We start from the raw sequence: 21,274 nt of genomic DNA on the forward strand, positions 1-21,274 counted from the left end.
ATTTCTCCGCAAGCGAGTCTTGTCAGCGTGACAGAGCATCACCAACCTGAGCCTGTCCGCGCGATGGTCGCGCTCTTCTTCCGTAGGCATGCATGGCTGGAGCCCACAGCCGTCGTGAACTCCTCAGTCAGCCTCCTCGACGATGCAAAAGGGGTGCCCGACCGGATCGGTGAGAACGCGGGCTCTGGCCCCATGAGGCTGATGATCCGGTTTGCCCGCACCCAGCTCCAGCAGCCGGACTTCGACCTCGTCCAGGTCCTGCTCGACCTTGAAGCACATGTGAAGTTGCTGAGGAACGGTCTGTTCAGGCCAGCGCGGAGCCCGGTAGCCATCGACCCGTTGAAAGCCGATGAAGACTTCGTCCTCACAGTCGAGGCCGGCGAAGTCAGCGTTCGACCTGGGATGGAGTTCCAGACCGGTGGCCTGCTGATAGAACGCCGCCAAAGCCAGCGGATCCGGGCAGTCGAGGGTTATCGCGCTCAACTTCATCTGCAAGGGCATGACGCCTCCGGGACGATCAGTGGACTTCCCTGATGCACAACCTAGAGAAAGCTGCCTACGGGTGAGTGCGAAACCGACCACCTGCATGATCCGGCCAGGTGTACGCGTCGAGGGTCAGAATCTCACGTTGCCCGCAGTCATCTGACCCGCGCATGAACGAGGCCGCGTGGCGGGCACTCGATCTGCTGCGCGCCTACGCCGCCGGGACCGCACCGCGATTGTCGAGCGCCTCGCGGCTGGAGGGCGACCAGTTTGTAGCCCGGCTGACGAGACTTGCGCAGGGGCGGCGAACGCGCGGTCAGAACCAGTGCAGGCAGTGCGGGGAGCGCTCGGCGCGGAAGAGGGCGTCAGCGAGGGCGGCCGCGCCCGGGCGGTGGGCCCGGATGTGTCCGGCACGCACGAGCGTGCTCGGGGCGGTGCCGCCGAGGTAGACCGAGCCCAGGTCCCTCATGTCCAGGGACAGGTCCGGCTCCCGGTCCGTCGGGACGCAGTCGGCCTTGCTGTCCCGGACGGTCAGCAGGTAGCGGCCGTGCTCGCCGAGGAACGGGTCCTCGACGTCGAGGACGAGCTCGCCGTCCATGAACCAGCCGCGCGCGGTCAGCGCACGCGGGACGTCCAGCAGCCGCACCCAGAGCCAGTCGGTGTCGCCGCTCACCTCGCCGGCACGGAAGTCCGCCAGCTGCCAGCGCAGCGGGTGCTCGGGCGGGACATGCTTGAACACGACCTGAGAGACCAGGTCGTGTCCGAGTACGAACCGGGCCAGGGCCGTGAAGACGGCGTCGTCGGTGGCGATGGTCTCGTCGACCGTCAAGGTCCCGGGCTCGCCGATCGAGTAGCTGGCGTACCCGTCCGGGACGCCGTCGGCGCCCCGGTGGACGGCGACGTAGCGCGGCGCCGGCGAGATCGGGGGCTGCCCCGCGCGCAAGGCCCACCAGCGGTGCGGCCGGGACAGCGCGCCGGGCTGTGTGCGGCGATACCGGTCGTAGACCTCTTCCAGGATCTCGCCGCACTCGGCACGCCGCAGCACCTCGACCGAGCCGTTGGCCGAGCCGGTCGCTGGTGCGTCGGCCACTCCGCGCGCCCGGGGAACGGCGAGGGCGGCCTCGTGGCGTGGCACCGTCAGCCGCGCCGTGTAGGTCGCCGGTCCGTAGCCGAACCTGCCGTAGATCTGGGCCTCCGAGGCCAGCAGCACGGAGAGGAACTCCCCTCGGGCCCGCAACTCGGCGAGCTGATGCCGCATCATCGCGCTGAGTATGCCCTGGCGCCGGTGCGAGGGCAGGACGCCGACGGCGGTCACCCCGGCGGCCGGGACGAGGGTCTCACCGGGCAGGGTGAGCTCGAAGGAGTACGCGGCGGCGGTCCCGACGGGGCGCCCGTCCGCCGTCAGGGCGAGCAGGCAGCGGTCTATTTCGAGCGCCGACCACCAGAGCCCGCCGCCCTCTATCGGGGCTTCCGGGAAGCGCCCGAACGCGGCATGGACTGTGTCGACGAAGACGTCGAGGTCCCCATCGGCTGTAGAGCGAATCTCCATTGCTGCCGCTGCCTCCTCGAAATACCGGCACCACGACGCGTGGTGTCTGGTCACAGTGCAGTGTTGACCCGTGGCCAGGGCAAGCGAATTACGGGCGGGCCTGCGGCCGGTCACAGCACAGCCTGGTCCTTGTCTGAGCTTCGGGGCCGCCGCGGACGAGCGGGCGGGGTGCCTCGACCGGTGGCACACCGGGCAACCCGCCGGAGGTGCGGTCAGCCGCCGATGCTGTGCGCATCAGGGGTTTCGGCCCGACAACCGGCCGCGCTGTCACACTGCCGCCGCCGAAGGCCGAGCCGTCGTGGCGGCCGCAACCGTGGTGGTCCAGTGCTCCTGTGCCACTGCGGGGCGTCGGCTGCCGTCAACGGCCGTCGTTCCGCGTACCTGACCGAGGCGTCGTCGAGGGACCGCGGACGGCCGGAGCGAGAGTTCGGTCTCGCCCCGGCCTGTGAACTTCCGGTCAGTTCACGATTCGCGGCGGCAGTACCCCTCAGCGCAGCGTGTACGCCGTGGGAAGGGTCTGCCTGACGGTGTTGCCCTCGCTGTCGGTCGCGCTGATCCGCAGCCCGACGCCCTCGGGCGCCTGGTCCCGCCGTGGGTTCTCGATCGTCGTGGCGAAGGTGTTCTTTCCGATGCCCTTGGTGGTCACCGGGCGCCAGGTCTTGCCCCCGTCGAAGCTGGTCTCCGCTTTCAGGGACTTCACCTTGGGCAGAGCGGTGAGGCGTTCCTGGTAGTAGCCGACGACGGTGATCTCGTGAGCTTCCCCTGCCTTCACGGTGTTGTCCAGGGCCAGATCGAAGTCGTAGCGCAGGAAGATCAGCGGCTCCGGCCTACAGGCCGCCTTGTTGTTGCCGCGCACGTCGCCCATGCACGGGCTCAGCTCCGGGGCGTCATCCTTGGCCGGCTCGGCGGAGGTGTACTCCCACACCGTCTGGACGTCGTTGGTCTTCGTCTCGAACGTGTACCGGGCCGACTTCGCCGGCAGGTCGTACGAGACGAGGTCACCGCCTTTGCAGCCGGAGAGCGCCAGCATCACCGCGGCTGCGAGCACCATGAGGGCCCCTCTGCGCCGCCGTGCCGACGGCACACTGCTGTTCATCGCGTTGGTCTCCCTAGCGGCTCGAGTGTCATCACAGGGTCTAGTAGCTGACATCGGGGAGGCTCTCCGTGCGACGCTCGACTTCGTGACCGGACGCGTCCAGCAGCTTGAAGTCGCAGGTGGAGTCGAGGCTCGGCACGGTGGGCGAAGGAACCGATCCGCAAGTGGTGATGTCGGAGGCGAATTCGTGAGAGAGGACCTCGTCGCCGACGATGCCGATCAGTGCCTGGCGGCCGCCGCCGCTGCCCGTCAGGTAGACGGTGGGGTAGAAGGTGTTGCCCTGTCGGCAGCCCGAGCACGGTCCGACCCCGACCGAGAAGCCGGACTTGGTCCGCACCTGCTGTGCTGCCCCTGGTACGGCCGGCCCCGCATTCCAGTGGATGTCGTTCCTACCGGTGAGGACCACGTTGTTCGCCTCGGAGTGGCTGTGCACCAGGAAGGAGTCCGCTCCGTGGTCGGCCCAGGAGGCGGCGAACCGGTTGATCGCGTTGTCCTGCCGCTTGACGAAGGTGGTCAGGGTCTGCTGCGTGGACGGGCGCGGCAGCGACACCGATGCCGTGGCGGCCTGGGAGAACTGCGTCCAGCCCAGCTGGTAGACCTCTCCCGGCCGTGCCGCGTGGAAGTAGAGGTCGACCCGGTCGAGATCGTCCTTCTCGACCCTGTAGTCGTTCGGCCGGATCTGTCCGTCGTCGTGGAAGTTGGCGGCATACGCCGTCGGCACGGCACTGCCGCCGAGACTGATCCGGACGTGCGACGGGTCTGCCTTGATCCGCTTGATCAGGTCTTCGGCCTCGGCGTAGGGCACGGCCACGATGGGCAGTGCGCCGTACGGCTGGATCGCGGGGCAGCTCTGCGGCCCGAGCACGCACTGGTCGAGCGTCGAGGGGCGTCCCAGCGAGGTGAGGTGCGGTGCCGCGACCAGCACGCCGACGGCGCCGGCGGCAGCAGCGGCTGCCACCCGCTCGTCCCGGAGCTTCGGGTAGTCGCAGGTGTCCTGACAGATGTCGGTCGGTGTCAGGAGTACGAGCTTGCCCCGGGCGTCGACGTCTGCGAGTTCGGCGGCGGACCCGGTGCCCGCGTGGACCACCGGCAGGTGTCCCTTGACCGGCAGTCGGGGAACCGGGACCGCGGCATCGCGCTTGGTCGGGTCCCCGTTGTCGCGCAGCCACCCCTGCGTCTCGAGCAGCGTGGCGTCCGGGGTCACATAGCGGGGGGACAGGCTGGAGGGGGCACCGCCGCCGGTGGCGCGCATGGTGACGACGGGAGTTGTCCGCGAGCTGTAGAAGTCGTGGGTGAAGGTGCCCATGCTCGCCTTGCCGGTAGGCAGCACCCACCAGTTCGGTTCACCGGCCTTGTAGTCGGCCGTGACCGCCGTGCTCATCGCCCATGCCCCGGTCGCCGAGACCCGGTTGGTGACGTCGTACGCCTGGTAGGTTTCGGTGAACTCCGGATACTGCGCGCTCAGCGGCTGCGCCTTGCGCAGGTCCAGCGTGACCGAGGTCGCCTCGGTGAGGCTCACCTCCGGTGCGATCGGGGTGGCTTGCTGCCACTCACCGGCCGCGTTCCGCCAGCTCACCGGCACCTGCACCGCATAAGTGCCGCGGAAGAGCTGCTCGGTCATGGTGGCCGCGCCGGTTTCGTGAGCCTCGCCCGCGTGCAGATATACCTGGTCGTCGACCGGCATGAAGGTGGCGGTGCCGTAGCGGACGTCGGTGGCCCCCGCCGGGGGGACGACGTTCAGGGTCAGCGGCAACTTCTTGGGCTCGAGGAAGGTGCGGATTCTCGAGCTCAGCCGTATCGTGCCCGAGTCATCCTGGGCTCTCAGCAGCCCGTTGTAGCTGCCGTAGGCCCCGTCGGTGCCGAGCCCCCTGCCGTCGACCGTCACCGACACCTCGGCGGACCCGCCGGCGGGGACGACCACCTTGTCCGTGCTGAGGGTGAACAGGCCTGCCGCGGCGGGCCGGCCGTCGCCGTAGGAGACCGGCATCGTGAGATGCAACGTGGTCGCCTCGTCACCGCGGTTGGTGTACGTGATCGTCTTCGTCACCGGCGATTGCGGGGAGGCCAGGCTGCCGAAGTTCAGGTTCCCCTTCGGGACGATCCGCGGGTCGGTAGCGACCGCGAGGTTCACTTGGCCGGTGCCCTGGGCGTACATGTCGTGCCCCAGGTCGCTGGCGGTGTCCATCAGCAGCGCCTTGATCTGCTGACCGGACAACTCCGGGTGCTGCTGGGCGACGATGGCGGCGGCGCCGGCCACGTGGGGTGTGGCCATCGAGGTGCCACTGGCCGTGGTGTAGTACTGGTCCACCGGCGTGCCCATGGCCGTGCCGGCGGCGCGTGCCGCGACGATGTCGACGCCCGGAGCCGCGATGTCGGGCTTGGCGGCGCCGTCGCCGATCCGCGGTCCGCGGTTGGAGAAGTCGGCCATCTCGCCGTTCTTGTCGACAGCCGCCACGGTCAGGGCGTCGTCGGCGGAACCCGGAGCGACGACCTTCTTGTGGATGAGGGCGGAGTTGCCGGCCGCGACCACGAACAGGGTCCCGGTGCTGCGGCTGAGCTCGTTGAGCGCCTGGCTCATCGGGTCGGTCCCGTCGGTGGGTTCACCGCCGAGGCTCATGTTGACGACCTTGGCCCCCGAGTGGGCGGCCCAGTCCATGGCCGCGATGATCCCGTCGTCCGGACACTCCCCCTTGTCGTCGCAGACCTTGCCGACCAGCAGCTTGGCGCCGGGGGCGACGCCCTTGCGCAGCCCCTTGGACGCGGCGCCGCTGCCGAGGATCGTGGACGCCACGTGGGTGCCGTGTCCGTGCCCGTCCTTGGTGCCCGTGGGACTGCCGGTGAAGTCGACCTGCCCGGCGATGCTTCCGGACACGTCCGGGTGAGTGGCGTCGATGCCGGTGTCCAGCACCGCCACGGTCACGCCGGTGCCGTCGTAGCCGCGTTCCCAGGCGACGGGCGCGCCGATCTGCGGTACCGACTGCTCGAGGTCGACCCGGGACAGGCCGTTGAGCCAGACCTTCTTGACTCCGGCCAGGGAACCGGCGGACCGGGCGGCGGCGGACGTGGAGGCCGTCTTGCCCCGCACCCCCTGCCACCATCGCCCGTTGTCGGCGATGTTCGTCGAGCGGCCGTTGATGCTCGGGAGCGCCCTGCCACCGGATGCCCCGGCGACCTTCCGCGTCTTGTCGGCCCCCGCCGTGTTGGTGTAGCTGACGAGCACCGGCACCGCGTCGGTCTTGCCTGACGCGACGAGCGTCACCAGCTGGGTCAGGTCGAAGAGCCCCCAGTCGAGCAGTCCCTTGCCAACCAGTGCGAGGGCGTCGTCCGGCACGACGTACACCTTGCCCTGACGGGTGATGGTGTGGATCACGACTGGGGGTCCATCGGGCCGCGCCGCGCTCTCGATGTCGCGGACGACCGGCTTGCCGTCCGCGTCGACGCCGACGTGCACCTTGTCCCCGGTGATCAGCGTCACCGGGACGGAGCCGCCGGACGCGGAGACGATCCGCGCCAGGTCGTCGTCGGCGGTCACCGTCGTGCTCTTGGTCTGTACGACACCGGGCAGCGGCGTCTGTCTGGCCGGCTCGGTGGCGTGTACCACCGTGGGCGACATGATCGCCCCGAAGAGGGCCAGACCAACGGTCACCGCGCCCGAGCGCGTTCTGAGACGCCGGGTTGTCGGACTTCGCTTCATCTATCGATCTCCTGTTGGATTCACGAGGAACATCTGGCGAGGGAAGACTGCGTCAGGGCACGAGGTCGTCGCCCGGACTGACGGCGCCTCTCGCCCGGTCGAGCACGGTCCGGCCGGGAGCCTCCTTGCTAGAGCGGTTCGTACTCGTCGTCGGCATCGCCCTCACTGCGGGTGGCGGGGGCGTCTGCCGGCTCGGCCGGCGGTCCTGCCGGTACTGGTTCGTCGTTCGCCCGGCGTACCGGCACGGCTGGGTCACCTGCCGGCTCCGGTGCAGGCGGTTCTGCGGGCACCATGGCGATGAGTGTGCAGCCGGGACCGGCCCCAACTCGATTGGTCAGATGCGGGATTTAAAGCCGTCGCCGGCTCACGCGCTTTTCTTCGCGTCCGGGCGAGGAGGGTGGAATTTACTCGTCACCCGCCGGCGGCTGCCCGTGCTCGCCGACGAGACCCAACTCCACGACCCTGAGCGCGAGTACGGTGCGCGACGTCGCAGACAGTTTGCGCATGGCCGACTTCAACTGGCTGGCCACGGTCTGCGTCGACACCCCCAGCGCCTCGGCGATCTGCCGGTTCGTCCGGCCGCCGACCAGCAGACGAGCCACCTCCAGCTCGCGCGGGGAGAGCCGGTTGCCGTAGCCGGGGCGGCCCCGGCCCCGCGCCACCCGGGTGTCCCACCCTCGCTCATTCAGGGTCTGTGCCACCCGCTCGGCGTCGTTGTGGGCGCCGAGGTCCGCCAACGCCCGCGAGACCTCGGACAGGATCAGCAGGCCGCCCTCGGTCCGGTCGGCGGCGAGCAGGCAGCGGGCGTGGCGCTCCCGGGCGAGCAGGGCGTCGTACGGACGCGGCAGCGCCTGCCATGCGTCGGCCGCCTGGGCGAACAACCGTGCAGCGTCGGCGAGTCGGCCGTCGGCTTCGGCCAGCATCCCGCGGCACAGCTCCAGGGACGCCTGCGGCGCCGGAGCATCCGTGCCGCCCAGGGCCCGTTCAAATGCGGTCACCAGGTCGGCCGCGTCGCCGAGCCGGCCGGCGGCCACCAGGGCCGCGACCCGTACCGGGGCAATCTCGACGGCCCGGGGCCAGATTCCGCTGCCGACGCTGATCTCGGCCGGTTCCTCGGTGAGGCGGAGCGCCTGCTCGATGTCGCCGTCCCGCAGACTCAGCTGGGCCAGCGCGGCCGTGGCCTCGATGCGTTGCTGGTCGTCCTGCGCGGCGAACCGCAGACGCTCCACAGCCTCTGCCCGGTCTCCGGCGGCGGCTTGGAGCAGGCCCGCCACGAGGGCCGCCTCGCAACGGTCCTTCAGCCTCACTCTGTCCTCGTCGTCGATCAGCCGGGCCGCCCGCTCGGCGAGGCCCGTCCAGGCGCCGGTGAACCAGTCGAGGTGGGCCCGGCTGGAGGCAATGCTGTCAAGGTAGGACAGGAGCTCGTGGCGTTCGGCGAGCGTCTGGGCCTTGGCCAGTCGTGCTTCGGCCTCGTCGATCCGCCCCCACCTCATCGCCGCCTCGCCGACATTCGTGTGACCCACCACGACGGTCGCCGCCTCCCGCGGATTGGCGGTGTCGTCCGGGATCCGCCGGGCCTCCGCCCACCCGACCACCTCACCGAGCATCAGCAGCGCGAAGGCGCGTTCCTGCACCAGGCGCAGTCGCTCGTGGGGCGGGAGCGACGGTGCCACGGCGGGTGCCTCGCCCAGCCACCGCAGATACTCCGATGCCGGTTGCGCGTTCCCGAGGGGCAGGGCAAGGAGGGTTCGGGCTCGTGCCGCCTCCAGCGAGTCCGGCGCGAGGTCGGGCACCGCTCTCAATATGTCGTGCCGGCCCGCCTCCATGGCACCAGCCATCATGAGCACCCGGCCGATATGGAAACGGAGCAGTGCCTGCTGTCCCAGCGTCAGAGCCCGGGTCCGGAGGGCCGACTGCAACGATTCAATGATCTTCGAGTGCGGGTCGGAGTCGGGCAGCAGCGAATGAAACTGGATCTTCATCACCAGCCGTGCCAGTGGCTCCACCGGCAGAGCGAGGGTGGTGACCAGGTTGTACAGCAGCAGTGCCGCGGTGGCCACATCACCCGTCTGAATGGAGAGGTCAGCCGCCTGCTCGGTGTACCGGCACGCTGCCTCGGCATCGCCGGCCAGCCGGAAGTGCCGGGCCAGCTGCGCCACCGACGGCAGCGGCGAATCCTCCAACGCCCGGCCGGCGCGCACATGCAGGACACGCCGTTCCTGGGCCGGGATGGCCTCGTACACGGCTTGACGCGCCAGGGCGTGGTGGAACGACCAATGCCCACGTCCGTCCTCACGCAGCAGACCGCACCCCAGCGCGTCGGCCGCCTGCGCGGCGAACCGGTCTTCGGACAGACCGGTCACCGCGTTCAGGTTCGCGTAGTCGGCCGGGCCGGAGAGCACCGACACGGCGTACAGGACCGCCTGGGCATCGGGGTGTAGCCGCCCCACGCGTTCCAGCATGGCGTCGCGGATCGTGGGCGGCACCTCGATGCGGTCCAGCCGACGGCGCGCCCAACCGCCGCCCTGACGGATCAGGTCGGCCCGGTCGTGCATCAACCGCACCGACTCCTCGACCGCCAGCGGTATGCCTTCCGTTCGTGCGTGCAGGAAGGCCGCGAACTCGGCCGAAACAGGCTCGTCGGCCAGCATCGAGGAGACGATCGCGGCTGTCTCGCCGATTCCCAGCGGCTTCAGTGCCAGTCTGACCAGGTGTGCGTCGGCAGGCAGCCGTGAGGACAGCCTCAACAGCAGTGAACCGGGGGTCACTTCCTCCCGCCGGTACGTCACCACCACGCTCACCGGCTGGAGTCGGCGCGAGACCAGGAACAGCAGGAACTCCAGAGTCGCCTCGTCCGCCCAGTGCACGTCCTCGAGTGCCAGCACCGCTACGTCGAGTCGGCTGAGCACCTCGACGAACGCGTGGAACAGCCGGTGCCGGGCCGCGGTCGCGTCTTCCAGCGGCTCCGGCGCCGGAGGCAGGTCAGCGGCCCACTCGGGAAACAACGGCCGCAGCGCCCCGCACAGTCCGCTCAGCCCCAGCCCGGAGACGCTGCCGACGCCGTCGCGCACCGCGTCCACGACCGCGCCGAGCGTGTACGGCACGCGCAGCTCGGGGCAGGAGCCGACCAGGACGCGACGGCCACGCTCGCCCTGGGACACCAGGAACTCCCGCAGCAGTCGGGTCTTGCCGATGCCCGCCGCACCATCGATCAGGACCACGGCAGGCGCTTGCCCGAGCGCCTCGCCGAGCACGGCGACCTCCCGGTCCCGCCCGACGAACCGCGGCAGGGAAAGCGCTGGAAGTCGACCGGCATCGATGTTGGCCCGTCTCACCGACGCCCGCCTCCCTCAGCCGACCGAACCCGGCATGTTCACCCTGCCCCGGCCACAGGGCCACCCGAACACGCCTGCCAAGGATCTTCCGCGGAGCGGGGGTCTCACACGTTCCTCCAGGAATGGACCGAGCCGGAGGGTTTCTCCAGGCGGGGGGCCGTCACAGCGAGCACAGTGAACGCTGTTCTTCGGATAGGTGTCCAGATACTCTGATGGCGGGTTCGGACGGATGACCAACCGCGCCACAAATGACATGTGCCGATAGACGGAGGTGCGCATACGTGCTCGCGGCCCTGGGCATAGCCGAAACCGATGAGCAGGTCTATCGCTGCTGTGTGGACCACGGCCGGGTGACCGTCGCGGACATAGCCGCCTCCCTGGGGACGCCGGAGCACCACGTCCTGCAGTGCCTGACCCGTCTGAAGGACCTCGGGCTCCTGCACGTCACCGACCGAGGCCACTACCGGGCGACGAACCCGCAGAGCGCACTGCTGCCCCTGCTGGCCAGACGGCAGTGGGAGGCGGAGACCGCGCTGGCCTCGGCGCGCACGGAGATCGACCGGATCGCCGAGCGCTACCGGGCGGGGTGGCTGCGCTCCGATCCGGGCAACCTGGTGGAGGTCCTGTCGGACCATGAGCTGATCCTGGAGCGAATCGAGGGGATCGGCGCCTGTGCGACCAGCCACGTCTGGGCCCTGGACCGACCGCCTTACGTGGGCCGCCCGAACGGCCGGCACCACAGCAACGAGGACGAGCTGGGCATCACCACGAAGTGGCTCCGGCAGGGCATCGACGTGCGGTCGATCTACTGCCCGCAGTCCATGGAACGGCCCGGGCGGTTCGCAACGCTGCTCAGGCTCGCCGAACTGGGCGAACGGTCAAGGATGTTGCCGTCCCTGCCGTTCAAACTCCACATCATCGACAAACGGATCGCCCTGGTCCCCCTGTCCGGACCGGACTACAGCGACCTCGTCGTCATCCATCGCTCCGCCGTGCTCGACGCCCTGATGGAGCTCTACGAGGCCTACTGGGCCCGCGCCGAGCCGCTCACCGGACCGGCGCCCGCCGGGGACGAAGGTCTCGACGCGGACGACGTCGTCCTGCTCGGCATGCTCAACGCCGGGCTGAAGGACCACGCCATCGCCCGCCAGTTGGGGTGCAGCACCCGTACCGCGACCCGGCGCGTCGCCGCCGTCCTGGCCAAGCTGGGCGCCGACACACGCTTCCAGGCGGGCGTCCGCGCCGCCGCCCGCGGACTGATCTGACCGGCTACGCGCCCGGCACGGTCTCCTGGCTCCGGCAGGCCGTGATCACGCCCGATGCGGCGCTCCGCCGGGACTCCCGCCCGCCCGCCGGCAGGCGAATCCGCAGGTCATGGTCGGTGACCACGTGGTGACGCCGCCAGGGGCGGGTACGCGGCGAATGGTCGCGTACTCCTAAAATGGGCGGCCGGGCATCGTGGGAGGAAGGCGCATGGCACGCTTCGCGGGGACGCGGACGACACACCCGTCACGGCGCGGGGCCGTCTGCATGCCGTGCGGGCCCCTGGCGCCGGATGCGGTGCGCCGTACGGCGGTCCCGTCGCGACGCGCGGGGCACGGCCGGGGAAAGGCGGTGGCCGGTGACGTCCTCTGACGCGCTGGGGGCCGCCACCGCCCACCTCCTGGTGGGACGCGAACGCGATCTGGACCAGGTCTCCGGCATGTTCGGGCAACACACGAGCGGCGCCCTGCTGCTGTCCGGGGAGCCCGGCGTCGGCAAGTCCGCGCTGCTGGACGCCGTGGCCAGGGCAGCCACCGAGAACGGGATCCGCGTCCTGCGCGCGGCCGGCGCCGAGTTCGAGGCGGACGTCGGCTACTCGGCGCTGAACCAGATCCTGCTGCCGCTGCACGGCATCCTCGACCGGCTCGAGACCCCCAGCCGGCAGGCCATGAGGATCGCCCTGGGATTCGGCGCCGGCCCGCTCCCCGACCGCCTGGTCGTCTGCAACGCCGCGCTGGCCCTGCTGCGGTCGGCGGCCGAGGACGCCCCCGTCTTCCTGATCGTGGACGACCTGCCTTGGGTGGACCGGGCGAGCGCCGCCGTCTTCGGCTTCCTCGCCCGGCGGCTGTCCGGCACCCGCATCCGGTTCCTCGCGGCCTCCCGCACCGGCGTGAGCAGCTTCTTCGACGGCACCGGGCTGCCCGCGTACGAGCTGCCCGCCCTGGAGGCTGACGCCGCCGCCCGCCTGGTCGACCTGCGCTTCCCCGATCTGGCGCATCCGGTGCGCCGGCGGCTGCTGGACGCCGCGCAGGGCAACCCGCTGGCCCTGCTCGAACTCCCCGACGCGCTGCGCGCGGACCAGCGCCGGGCCCGGGAGGTGCTGCCGGCCGTCCTGCCGCTGGGCGCGCGCCTGCAGTCCGTGTTCGCGTCCCGGGTCCGCTCCCTGCCCGCCGGGACCCGTACCCTGCTGCTGCTCGCCACGCTGGACGGCACCGGCGACCTCGGTGTGCTGTCCGCCGCCGCGCGGGAGACCCACGGCGACGCCGACCTGCGCGACTTGGACCCCGCGGAGCAGGACGGGCTGGTCCACGTGACGGACTCCCCGCGCCGCCTGGTGTTCCGGCACCCCCTGATCATGTCGGCCGTCGTCGCGGCGGCCACCAGCAGTGCACGACGCCTGGCACACCGGGCCCTGGCACAGGTGCTCGCCGACAAGCCCGAACGACGGGCCTGGCACCTGGGCGAGGCGACGCTCCAGCCCGACGAGGAGGTGGCCCTCCTGCTGGAGCGGACCGCGCGACGCATCCTGGAGCGCGGCGACGCCGTGACCGCGATCGCCGCGCTCACCCGGGCCGCGGACCTCAGCCCGCTGGCCTCCGACCGCGCGCGCCGGCTGTCGGAGGCCGCCTATGTGGGCGCCGAGGCGATCGGCGCGCTGCGCAGCGCGTCGGAGCTGCTGGAGGACGCGTCGCGAGCGGATCCCGGGCACAACGCCTCGCTGAGCTCCGCGAACGCCGCCGTACAGCTGGTGCTGAACAGTGACGGGGACCTCACGACGGCTCACCGTCTGCTCGTCGGCGCCATCGAGGAGGGCAGCCACGGCTACGACGCCGAGGACCCGGCACTCATCGACGCGCTGTACTTCCTGCTGCTGCTGTGCAACTACGGGGCCCGCGAGGAGCTGTGGGTGCCCTATTACGCGGCCATGGCCCGGCTGCAACCCACTGCTCCGAGGCTGCTGATGGTCGCCGCCAGGACCTGGGGCGACCCGGCCCACGCCGACGCGGCGACGCTGCGGGAGCTGGACGAGATCATCGACAGCACGACGAAGGAGACGGACCCCGCCCGGGTCGTCCGGGTGGGAACCGCCGCAATATACCCGGACCGGCTGGCGGCGGTGCGCGAAGCGGCCTGGCACCAGGTGCGGCAGGGGCGCGACGGCGGCCCGGTGCGCCGGCACATCGGTGCCCTGCTGCACCTGTGCCTGGACGACTACCACCGCGGCAAGTGGACCGAGGTCCTGGAGCTGTCGGAGGAGGGTCTGATGCTGTGCGAGAGGTCCGGGTACTCCGTCTGCACCTGGTTCTCCCAGTACACCAAGGGCCTGGTCACCGCGTCCCAGGGCGACACCGCGACCGCGCACGCGCTCGCCGACGCGATGACGAACTGGGCGGCGCCGCGCGGCATCCGCGAGGCCGTCCACTGCGCCCTGCATGTGCACGCCCTCGCGGACATCGCCGACGGGGACTTCGACGCGGCGTTCGGCCGGATCACCGCCATCAGCCCGGCCGGGAGCTTCCCGCCGTACGTCGCGCACGCGTCATGGGTGTTCTTCGAGCTGGTGGAGGCCGCCGTGCGCACGGACCGGCGGGCGCAGGCGGTCGCACATGTGCGGGCGCTGCGCGAAACGACGAACGTCGCCGAGCTCTCGCCGCGGCTCGCCCTGATGGCCGCCGGAGCCGAGGCCCTCGTCGCGGAGGACGACGCCGAGGCGGCCCGCCTGTTCGCCGGGGCGCTGGCCACCCCGGACGCGGACCGGTGGCCGTTCGCCCTGGCCAGGGTGCGCCTCGCCCAGGGCGAACGGCTGCGCAGGTCCAGGGCCCTGTCCGAGTCCAAGGCCCCCCTGACGGCCGCGCTGGAGGCCTTCCAGCAGCTGGGCTCCGTGGCCTGGGCCGAGCGCGCGCGCAAGGAACTGCGGGCAGCCGGGCGGGTGGTGGCCGAACCGGACGGCGGAGCCGCGTCGGCCCTCACCTCGCAGGAACGCGAGATCGCGGAGCTGGCCGCGACCGGACTGACGAACAAGCAGATCGCCGAGCGGCTGTTCATCTCGCACCGGACCGTCGGCGCCCACCTGTACCAGATCTATCCGAAGCTCGGCATCGCCTCCCGGGTAGCACTGCGGGACGCCCTGCACCCACCGGACGCGCGCTGACGCCTCTCCGGCCGTTGACCGGACGGGCACCGGCCGACCAGGTCGGCCGGTGCCCCGGTGTCATCGTGCCGCGCCGGGCGGTACGGCCGGCGCCCCCTCCGGCAGATCGTCCGGAAGCAGCGTGGTAAGCGCCTCCAGGTCGGGTGCGGCCATCGCCGCCAGCCGGCCCGCCTGACGGGTCATCATGGTCTCGAGCAGTTGGCGGGCCAGACGCGCGTTGCCGAAACTCTTGGTGCGGGGCAGACCGTCGAGGTGGACGCGCAGCGCCTCGACGGTCGGCGGCGCGCACACGTATCCCGCCGTCGTCGCCTGCTCCGCCATGATGGACAGCAGTTCGTCGGTGGAGTAGCTCTCGAACACCACGTGCCGGGAGAAACGGGAAGCCAGTCCGGGGTTGGACTCCAGGAAGCGGTCCATCTCCGCGGAGTAGCCCGCGACGAAATCCTTGTCGTTTCCGGGGTCGGCTCAATGTCGGTCTGTGGCTCGCGGATGCCCGGTGCCTGCGAAGGTGATCCAGCAGGTGTCGCGGGCGGTGTCCAGGAGATACCAGACGCGTCCGCCGCTGGTCACCTCGATCTGCCATTGCTCGCAGGTCTGTCCGCGGTGGGTGCCGTGCGCCAGACTGCCCTTGAGCCGGTGGTGCCGGGGCGTCTCGGTGGCTGGCCTGGGATTCGTGCGCATGGTGATCCAGGCGCGGTAGGTGTTCTCCCGGGCCTGTTGGGCGAGGCTGTCCCAGCCTTTGGCCGAGGCCGCGTCAGCGAAGCGGACTTCCCATTGACCGTCTGGTGCCGGTGGCGCGGCGCGGTCGCTGCGGCCCGCGGTCATGCGGCGCGCCCCGGGTCCGGTACCGGGCCGTAGTCTTCGCCGTGGTCCTGGGTCAGTGCGGCCAGCAGTTCGGGGTCGGAGTAGACCTCGGCGGTGTGCTGCCAAGCGATGAGCAACTGGGCGACGGACGCGCTGTTGCCGATCGAGTCGGCGGCACGCATGGTGTCCACCAGTTCGACGGCGAAAGCGTGGAGATCGGCTTCGGGCAGGAAACGGACCCACGGGAACGCGTCCGGCAGTATGTCGAGAAGCAGTTCCATGCTGCCGGGCTCCCGGCGCGCCATCGCGGCCAGCATCCGGGTGGCCGCCGACACCACCCTCTGGTCCTGCTCCGCCCGCGCCGCGGTGGTGAGGACCAGATCCTCGCCGTCTCTGCGGTGCAGGAGCAGTCTCGGTGATTCCTGAAGCCGGGCAAGCGTCTGCTTGTTCTTGTTCACCAGTTCGGAGAAGTTCACGGCCGCGCTCTCAGTACCCATAACTTTGAAACTACTTCGAAACTTTCCTGGATGCCATCACCCAGAAGAGGGGTGCAGAGCAGCGGACCGATCGCGCACACCTCGCGAGTGGCCGATCGACGGGCGTCCGATCCCGTTCCCCTTGCTGCGGGGGAACGATCTTCGATGCCGCGGGGAACGATCTCCAGGCACTCTTGTCGTCGCACGTCACACCCACTCGTGAACACCCCTCGAAGGCCGCCTCGGTTCCCTCGCCGATCTCGGAGGTCACCGAGGAGGACTACGACCAGGTCATGGCCGTCAACGCGAATGCCGCATTCCTCGCCCTCCAGGACGCGGTCCGGCACATGCGCGATGCGCCACCGTCCACGTGGGCAGCGAGGGTGCGTCGAGTGGTTCACGGCCGTGGCGGCGCACGAGCTCGGGGCACGCGGCATCACCGCCGACACGGTCTCGCCCGGTTTCACCGACACCGGCCTGCTGCGGGCCGTGAACAGCGAGGACACGCTGCGGAAGGCGGCTCAGTCGTCGCCGTTCGGCAGACTGGACGACCCGGCCGACGTCGCCGACGTGATCGCCTTCCTCACCGGTCCGGATTCGCGGTGGGTCAGCGACCGGAACATTCACGTCAACGGCGGAGTGACCCGGCTCGCAGGGCCGTAGTGCCGCCGTCCCCGACCCGCCGCGGTCGTCAGCCCAGGCTCAGCAGTCCGGTGGCGACGACGTGCAGGGTGCGGCCGAGCCGTTCGGCGAAGTCGACCCTCGTGTCGGCGAGTTCGGGGTCTCGCTGAGCCTCGGCGACGGCCGCCGAGGGATGGGCGAAGGGCCAGAGCCCTGCCGTGCACACGACGGTCAGGGAGACCAGCTCACGGGCGGCCGACGGGGTCAGCTCGGGGATGTACCGCCGCAGCAGATCCGCCAGCTCGCTCAGCAGCCGGACGTGGGCGAGCTTGAAGTCGCGCGCCGACTCGCTGGAGATGTTCCGTTCCAGTTCGGATCCGAGCGAGCTGAGCAGTTCGCACAGCGAGGACCGGCCGGCCAGGGACCCCGCCAGTGCGGCCGTCAGGGCCTCGAGCGAGGCCGCACCGGCCGCCCGGGCGGGCGCCAGGTCAGCGGGCAGTTCCTCGATCCACTGCTCCAACGACCGGTTGAGCAGGGCGAAGAACACCGCTTCCCGGGTCTCGAAGTAGCGCACGACGTTGGTCTTGGACAGCCCGACCCGTCGGCTCAGCTCCCGCAGGCTGATCTCGCTGACCGGCATCTCCGTCAGGAGCTGGGCCGCGGCCTCGAGGATGACCCGCTTGCGGATCTCGCGCTGCTCGGCGCTGCGCGCGCGCTGAAAGTCCGTCGGCCGGTCGTCTGTCATCGTCGCTTCCCCGAGAGTTCACTCACGGCCGGCATCCGGCGCCGCCCGCGGTAACCCTATGTCCCGTCGGCGCCGACGCAGCCGGGGCCTGGGCGTTGCGTGTGCCGGCTGTCACGCGGATTCGCTGACGTCGCGCCAGGCGGCGTCCTGGGCGGCGATTCGGTCGGCCATGGCCTGGGCGACGGCGACGGCGTCCTTGCCGAGCAGCAGCCGCAGCGGCGGCTCGTCGGTCTCGGTGATGTCGAGCAGGATCTGCGAGATGCGGCCCGGGTCGCCGGGCTGATTGCCGTCGGCGCCGCGGATGGCGGCGATGGCTCCGCCGACGACGGCCTGGTAGGGGGCGCTGACCAGCGGGGTGTCCATGGAGGAACCGGCCCAGTTGGTGCGCATTCCGCCGGGCTCGGCGACGGTGACCTTGATGCCGAGGGGGGCGACCTCCTGGGCCAGGACCTCGGAGAAGCCGCCGACCGCCCACTTGGCGGCCTGGTAGGCGGACAGGCCCGGCACGCCCACGCGTCCGCCGACGGAGGAGATCTGGATGATGTGCCCGGAGCCCTGCTCGCGCAGGACGGGCAGGGCGGCCCGGGTGACGTTGACGACGCCGAAGAGGTTGGCCTCGATCTGGTCGCGGAAGGCCTGCTCGGACATGTCCTCGATGGCGGCCATGTCGGCGTAGCCGGCGTTGTTGACGACCACGTCCAGACGGCCGAAGGCCTCCACCGCCGTCCGCACCGCGTTGTCGGCGGCGGCCGCGTCGGTCACGTCCAGGGGGACCAGCCGCACCCGGTCGCCGTAGGTGTCGGCGAGATCGTTGAGGGACTCCGTGTGCCGGGCGGTGGCGACCAGGGTGTGGCCGGCCGCCAGGACCGACTCAGCGAGCGTGCGGCCCAGACCGCGGGAACTGCCGGTGATCAGCCAGGTCTTGCTCATGACGATGCCTCGATTTCTTTTCGTGTGGCGGTGGTTTGCGGCCATGGCCTCCGGGGCGGGATGCCATGGGCACTTACGCACGGGTGTCGCGCGCAACGGTGTGGAGCGCGCCGTACCGGCCGCCCCTGACCCGCGCGGGGTCGAAGAGGGCGCCGAGGCGGGCGACGTCGTCGGCGCTGAGCCGAACGGAGGTCGCCTCGAGGTTCTGGACGACGCGGGCGAGGCGCCGGGCACCGGGGATCGGGACCACGTCGTGCGGCTGCGCAAGCAGCCAGGCGAGGGCGATCTGGCCGGGAGCGTCGCCCGTGCTCGCGGCGAACTCCTCCAGCGCGTCAACCAGTCGGAGGTTGTGCTCGAAGTTGTCGCCCTGGAACTTGGGCAGGGTGGACCGGAAATCCTCGGTGCCGAACTCGGCGCTGCGGCGGAGGGTGCCGGTGAGCATGCCGCGGCCCAGCGGGCTGTAGGGCACCAGGGTGACGCCCAGGCGGCGGCACTCCGGCAGCACCTCGGCCTCGATGCCGCGCTCCCACAGCGAGTACTCGCTCTGGAGGGCGGCGACGGGGTGGACCGCGTGGGCCCGCCGCAGGATCTCCGGGGTGACCTCGCTCAGGCCGATCGCCCGGACCTTGCCCTCGGCGACCAGGCCGGCCATGGCGCCCACGGTGTCCTCGACCGGCACGGCCGGGTCCAGCCGGTGGTAGTAGTACAGGTCGATCCGGTCGGTGCCCAGCCGCTTCAGGCTGGCCTCGCAGGCGGCCCTGACGTACTCGGGGCGGCCGTCGAAGAAGCTGCCGCCCTCGGCGGAGGGGCGCGCAGAGAACTTGGTCGCCACGACCGCCCGGTCCCGGCGTCCGCGCAGGGCACGGCCCAGCAGTTCCTCGTTGTGCCCGAAGCCGGCCACCGGACTTCCCGGCACGGCGCTGCCCGCCCCGTAGTAGTCCGAGGTGTCGAACAGTTCGACGCCCAGGTCGATCGCTTCCTGGATGGTGGTGACCGAGGCCTCCGGGTCCGCCGCGCCGTAGAACTGCGACATCCCCATGAGCCCGAGGCCGACGGGCCGCACCGAGATGCCCGAGCCGCCCAACGGTGTGCGCGCGAATCGTGCGGTGTCCTCGTTCATCGCCTGGACCAACCCTGCCCTCATTCAACTCGACCAGCGACCTCCATAAGAGGCCACTGGAACCTTACATGCTCCACAATAAAGGTCCACTGGCCTCTTGTCGAATCCGACTGGGTGGCGTGTCTGGCGTCACATCACACCCGGACTCCGATCTTCTGACACGTGTCAATCACAGCGACATACGTGCCAGAGAGGCACACAGCGGTCGATACGGCAGCCGTCCGTCGCCCCGGCTTCAACCAGCCGTGGCGAAGGGTTCCCCGTGGAGTGCGTGTCGTTTCACCCAGGGCGACGACTGTTCCGGGGTCGCACGACACAGCACGTACTCAGAGCACTCAGGAGGAATCGCCATGTGCCAGTCCGGAACCTGTGAACACGGTGCAAGACCGGCTGCTGAGAGCAACGCGGGCGTGGACCGCCGAGCCCTGCTGATGGCGGGCGGGGTGCTCGGCGCGGCCGGCGTGCTGACCCTGGCGCCCGTCGGCTTCGCGGCGGCCGACGAGGCGGGGGCCACCGCGCCCGGCACGCCCGCCGACGGCACCGAGGTGACGCGCACCGTCACCGGCCACCTGGACACGGGCGCCGCCGACTTCGTCCACCTGCCGGTCGAAGTCCCCCGGGGCGTCAACCAGATCGCCGTCTCCTACACGTACGACAAGCCGTCGGTGCCCAGTGGCACGCCCGGCAACTCCTGCGACATCGGTATCTTCGACGAGCGCGGCACCGCGCTGGGCGGCCGGGGCTTCCGTGGCTGGTCCGGCGGCGCGCGCACCTCGTTCGTCGTCAACAGCGAAGACACGACGCCGGGTTACCTCCCCGGCCCGGTCAACCCCGGCACCTGGCACATCATCCTCGGCCCCTACCAGGTGGCACCGCAGGGCATGGACTACTCGGTCACCGTCACCCTGCGCTACGGCCCGGCCGGCGCCCCCTTCGAGCCGGACTACCCGAGCGAGCGTGCCAAGGGGCGCGGCCGGGCCTGGTACCGCGGCGACTGCCATCTGCACACCGTGCACTCCGACGGCAAGCGCCTGCCCTCCGAGGTCGCGGCCGGCGCCCGCGAGGCGGGCCTGGACTTCATCGTCTCCACCGACCACAACACCTCCTCGGCGCACGCGGTGTGGGGCGCGTACGACGGCCCCGACCTGCTGATCATCAACGGCGAGGAGATCACCACCCGCAACGGCCACTGGCTGGCGCTGGGCCTGGACTCCGGTTCGTGGATCGACTGGCGCTACCGCTCGCGGGACGACGCCTTCCCGCGCTTCGCCCGCCAGGTCCGCCGCCAGGGCGGCCTGGTCGTCCCGGCACACCCCTACTGCCCGTACATCGCCTCCCAGTGGAAGTTCGGCTACGAGGACGCGGACGCCGTCGAGGTGTGGAACGGCCCGTGGACCTACGACGACGAGTCCGCCGTCGACACCTGGGACGCGATGCTCGGCACCGCGATGCGCTCCGGCAGGGACTGGCTGCCGGCCATGGCCAACAGCGACGCGCACAGCGTGCCGCAGGTCATCGGGCTGCCGCAGACGGTCGTGTACGCCGACGACCTGTCCCGGCCCGCGATCATCCAGGGCATCCGTGAGGGCCGTACCTACGTCGCCGAGTCCTCCGCCGTCACCGTCGCCTTCACCGCGACCGGCGGCGGGCGTCAGGCCGGTATCGCCGAGACGCTCCAGGTGGCCGCGGACACGCCCGTCGACGTGCGCCTGGAGGTCTCCGGGGTGCCCGGCGGCACGGTGCGGTTCATCACCGACGAGGGCCAGATGCACCAGGAATCGCTGAACACCTCCGGCACGGGCACGGTCGTGTGGCGCACCACCGCCTCGCTGGCCGCGTATGTACGCGCCGAGGTCCGTCACCCGAAGGCGGACGGCACCCCCGGCAAGGGCAACACCATGGGCCCGGACCTCCAGTGGGGCCCGATGGCGGCGCTGACCAACCCGATCGTCCTGCGCGTCAAGGACTGATCGCACCGGTTCGCGGGCGCGCGGGTGCCATGGCCGG

At 70.9% G+C, this 21,274-nt stretch carries 14 protein-coding genes and 1 pseudogene; 4 read left to right on the plus strand and 11 right to left on the minus strand.

All coding sequences use genetic code 11. The annotated features are described in order from the left end of the window. Nucleotides 1–123 precede the first annotated feature (123 nt). The 5 genes from IEZ19_RS22685 to IEZ19_RS22705 all read right to left on the minus strand — a co-directional run bounded on the left by IEZ19_RS22685 (nucleotide 124) and on the right by IEZ19_RS22705 (nucleotide 10,157). Entirely contained in the window at nucleotides 124–501 is a 378-nt protein-coding gene (locus IEZ19_RS22685; RefSeq protein ID WP_189313099.1) for a VOC family protein, read from the minus strand. Nucleotides 502–799: 298 nt separating this feature from the next. After that, nucleotides 800–2,032 carry a GNAT family N-acetyltransferase gene (locus IEZ19_RS22690; RefSeq protein ID WP_189313100.1) on the minus strand — a complete coding sequence of 411 codons (1,233 nt, stop codon included), beginning with the start codon at nucleotides 2,030–2,032 and terminating at the stop codon, nucleotides 800–802. A gap of 487 nt (nucleotides 2,033–2,519) precedes the next feature. After that, on the minus strand, nucleotides 2,520–3,083 hold the full coding sequence (locus tag IEZ19_RS22695; RefSeq protein ID WP_189313101.1) for a hypothetical protein: 564 nt from the start codon (nucleotides 3,081–3,083) through the stop codon (nucleotides 2,520–2,522). A gap of 85 nt (nucleotides 3,084–3,168) precedes the next feature. After that, nucleotides 3,169–6,774, minus strand: a complete 3,606-nt coding sequence (locus IEZ19_RS22700; RefSeq protein WP_189313102.1) for a S8 family peptidase — start codon at nucleotides 6,772–6,774, stop codon at nucleotides 3,169–3,171. A 452-nt stretch (nucleotides 6,775–7,226) separates the two neighbouring features. Then, nucleotides 7,227–10,157 carry a helix-turn-helix transcriptional regulator gene (locus IEZ19_RS22705; RefSeq protein ID WP_189313103.1) on the minus strand — a complete coding sequence of 977 codons (2,931 nt, stop codon included), beginning with the start codon at nucleotides 10,155–10,157 and terminating at the stop codon, nucleotides 7,227–7,229. 281 nt (nucleotides 10,158–10,438) lie between these two features. Here IEZ19_RS22705 and IEZ19_RS22710 point away from each other — a divergent pair, with 281 nt between their 5' ends. Beyond that, the gene (locus IEZ19_RS22710) at nucleotides 10,439–11,422 is read left to right on the plus strand and encodes a helix-turn-helix domain-containing protein (protein ID WP_189313104.1); all 984 of its coding nucleotides are present in this window, start codon (nucleotides 10,439–10,441) and stop codon (nucleotides 11,420–11,422) included. Between the two features lie 356 nt (nucleotides 11,423–11,778). Further along, nucleotides 11,779–14,571: a helix-turn-helix transcriptional regulator gene (locus IEZ19_RS22715; RefSeq protein ID WP_229840630.1), complete on the plus strand. Its 2,793-nt coding sequence runs from the start codon at nucleotides 11,779–11,781 to the stop codon at nucleotides 14,569–14,571. Nucleotides 14,572–14,631: 60 nt separating this feature from the next. Here IEZ19_RS22715 and IEZ19_RS22720 read toward each other — a convergent pair. The 3 genes and pseudogenes from IEZ19_RS22720 to IEZ19_RS22730 form a co-directional block, all read right to left on the minus strand. Next, nucleotides 14,632–15,009, minus strand: a pseudogene (locus IEZ19_RS22720) (right-handed parallel beta-helix repeat-containing protein); the annotation flags it as partial. 27 nt (nucleotides 15,010–15,036) lie between these two features. Next, nucleotides 15,037–15,396: a hypothetical protein gene (locus tag IEZ19_RS22725; protein WP_189313106.1), complete on the minus strand. Its 360-nt coding sequence runs from the start codon at nucleotides 15,394–15,396 to the stop codon at nucleotides 15,037–15,039. Then, a complete protein-coding gene (locus IEZ19_RS22730) occupies nucleotides 15,393–15,872 on the minus strand; it encodes a hypothetical protein (RefSeq protein WP_189313107.1) in 480 nt (159 codons plus the stop codon). Before IEZ19_RS22730 ends, IEZ19_RS22725 begins: the two co-directional genes overlap by 4 nt. 333 nt (nucleotides 15,873–16,205) lie before the next feature. On the opposite strand from IEZ19_RS22730, the gene IEZ19_RS22735 reads away from it, so the two are divergent. Further along, nucleotides 16,206–16,514, plus strand: coding sequence for an SDR family oxidoreductase (locus IEZ19_RS22735; RefSeq protein WP_268248659.1), 309 nt, complete (start codon nucleotides 16,206–16,208; stop codon nucleotides 16,512–16,514). Nucleotides 16,515–16,542: 28 nt separating this feature from the next. On the opposite strand, the gene IEZ19_RS22740 is transcribed toward IEZ19_RS22735, so the two are convergent. From IEZ19_RS22740 to IEZ19_RS22750, 3 genes are all read right to left on the minus strand, one after another. Next, complete coding sequence (locus IEZ19_RS22740; RefSeq protein ID WP_189313109.1) at nucleotides 16,543–17,217, minus strand: TetR/AcrR family transcriptional regulator; 675 nt, start codon at nucleotides 17,215–17,217, stop codon at nucleotides 16,543–16,545. 111 nt (nucleotides 17,218–17,328) lie between these two features. After that, entirely contained in the window at nucleotides 17,329–18,147 is an 819-nt protein-coding gene (locus tag IEZ19_RS22745) for an oxidoreductase (RefSeq protein WP_189313110.1), read from the minus strand. Nucleotides 18,148–18,220: 73 nt separating this feature from the next. Continuing rightward, entirely contained in the window at nucleotides 18,221–19,267 is a 1,047-nt protein-coding gene (locus IEZ19_RS22750; RefSeq protein ID WP_189313111.1) for an aldo/keto reductase, read from the minus strand. A gap of 410 nt (nucleotides 19,268–19,677) precedes the next feature. Here IEZ19_RS22750 and IEZ19_RS22755 point away from each other — a divergent pair, with 410 nt between their 5' ends. Next, the gene (locus IEZ19_RS22755; protein ID WP_506005000.1) at nucleotides 19,678–21,237 is read left to right on the plus strand and encodes a CehA/McbA family metallohydrolase domain-containing protein; all 1,560 of its coding nucleotides are present in this window, start codon (nucleotides 19,678–19,680) and stop codon (nucleotides 21,235–21,237) included. The last annotated feature ends 37 nt before the right edge of the window (nucleotides 21,238–21,274 follow it).

The organism is Streptomyces brasiliensis, assembly GCF_014647875.1.
In the GTDB taxonomy this organism is placed as follows: Bacteria; Actinomycetota; Actinomycetes; order Streptomycetales; family Streptomycetaceae; genus Streptomyces; species Streptomyces brasiliensis.

Coding starts and splice junctions, on each gene's coding strand:
- IEZ19_RS22685 (WP_189313099.1), bottom strand. CDS start 501: ATGCCCTTGCAGATGAAGTTGAGCGCGATAACCCTCGACTGCCCGGAT.
- IEZ19_RS22690 (WP_189313100.1), bottom strand. CDS start 2,032: ATGGAGATTCGCTCTACAGCCGATGGGGACCTCGACGTCTTCGTCGAC.
- IEZ19_RS22695 (WP_189313101.1), bottom strand. CDS start 3,083: ATGGTGCTCGCAGCCGCGGTGATGCTGGCGCTCTCCGGCTGCAAAGGC.
- IEZ19_RS22725 (WP_189313106.1), bottom strand. CDS start 15,396: ATGACCGCGGGCCGCAGCGACCGCGCCGCGCCACCGGCACCAGACGGT.
- IEZ19_RS22730 (WP_189313107.1), bottom strand. CDS start 15,872: ATGGGTACTGAGAGCGCGGCCGTGAACTTCTCCGAACTGGTGAACAAG.
- IEZ19_RS22735 (WP_268248659.1), top strand. CDS start 16,206: ATGCGCCACCGTCCACGTGGGCAGCGAGGGTGCGTCGAGTGGTTCACG.
- IEZ19_RS22740 (WP_189313109.1), bottom strand. CDS start 17,217: ATGACAGACGACCGGCCGACGGACTTTCAGCGCGCGCGCAGCGCCGAG.
- IEZ19_RS22745 (WP_189313110.1), bottom strand. CDS start 18,147: ATGAGCAAGACCTGGCTGATCACCGGCAGTTCCCGCGGTCTGGGCCGC.
- IEZ19_RS22750 (WP_189313111.1), bottom strand. CDS start 19,267: ATGAACGAGGACACCGCACGATTCGCGCGCACACCGTTGGGCGGCTCG.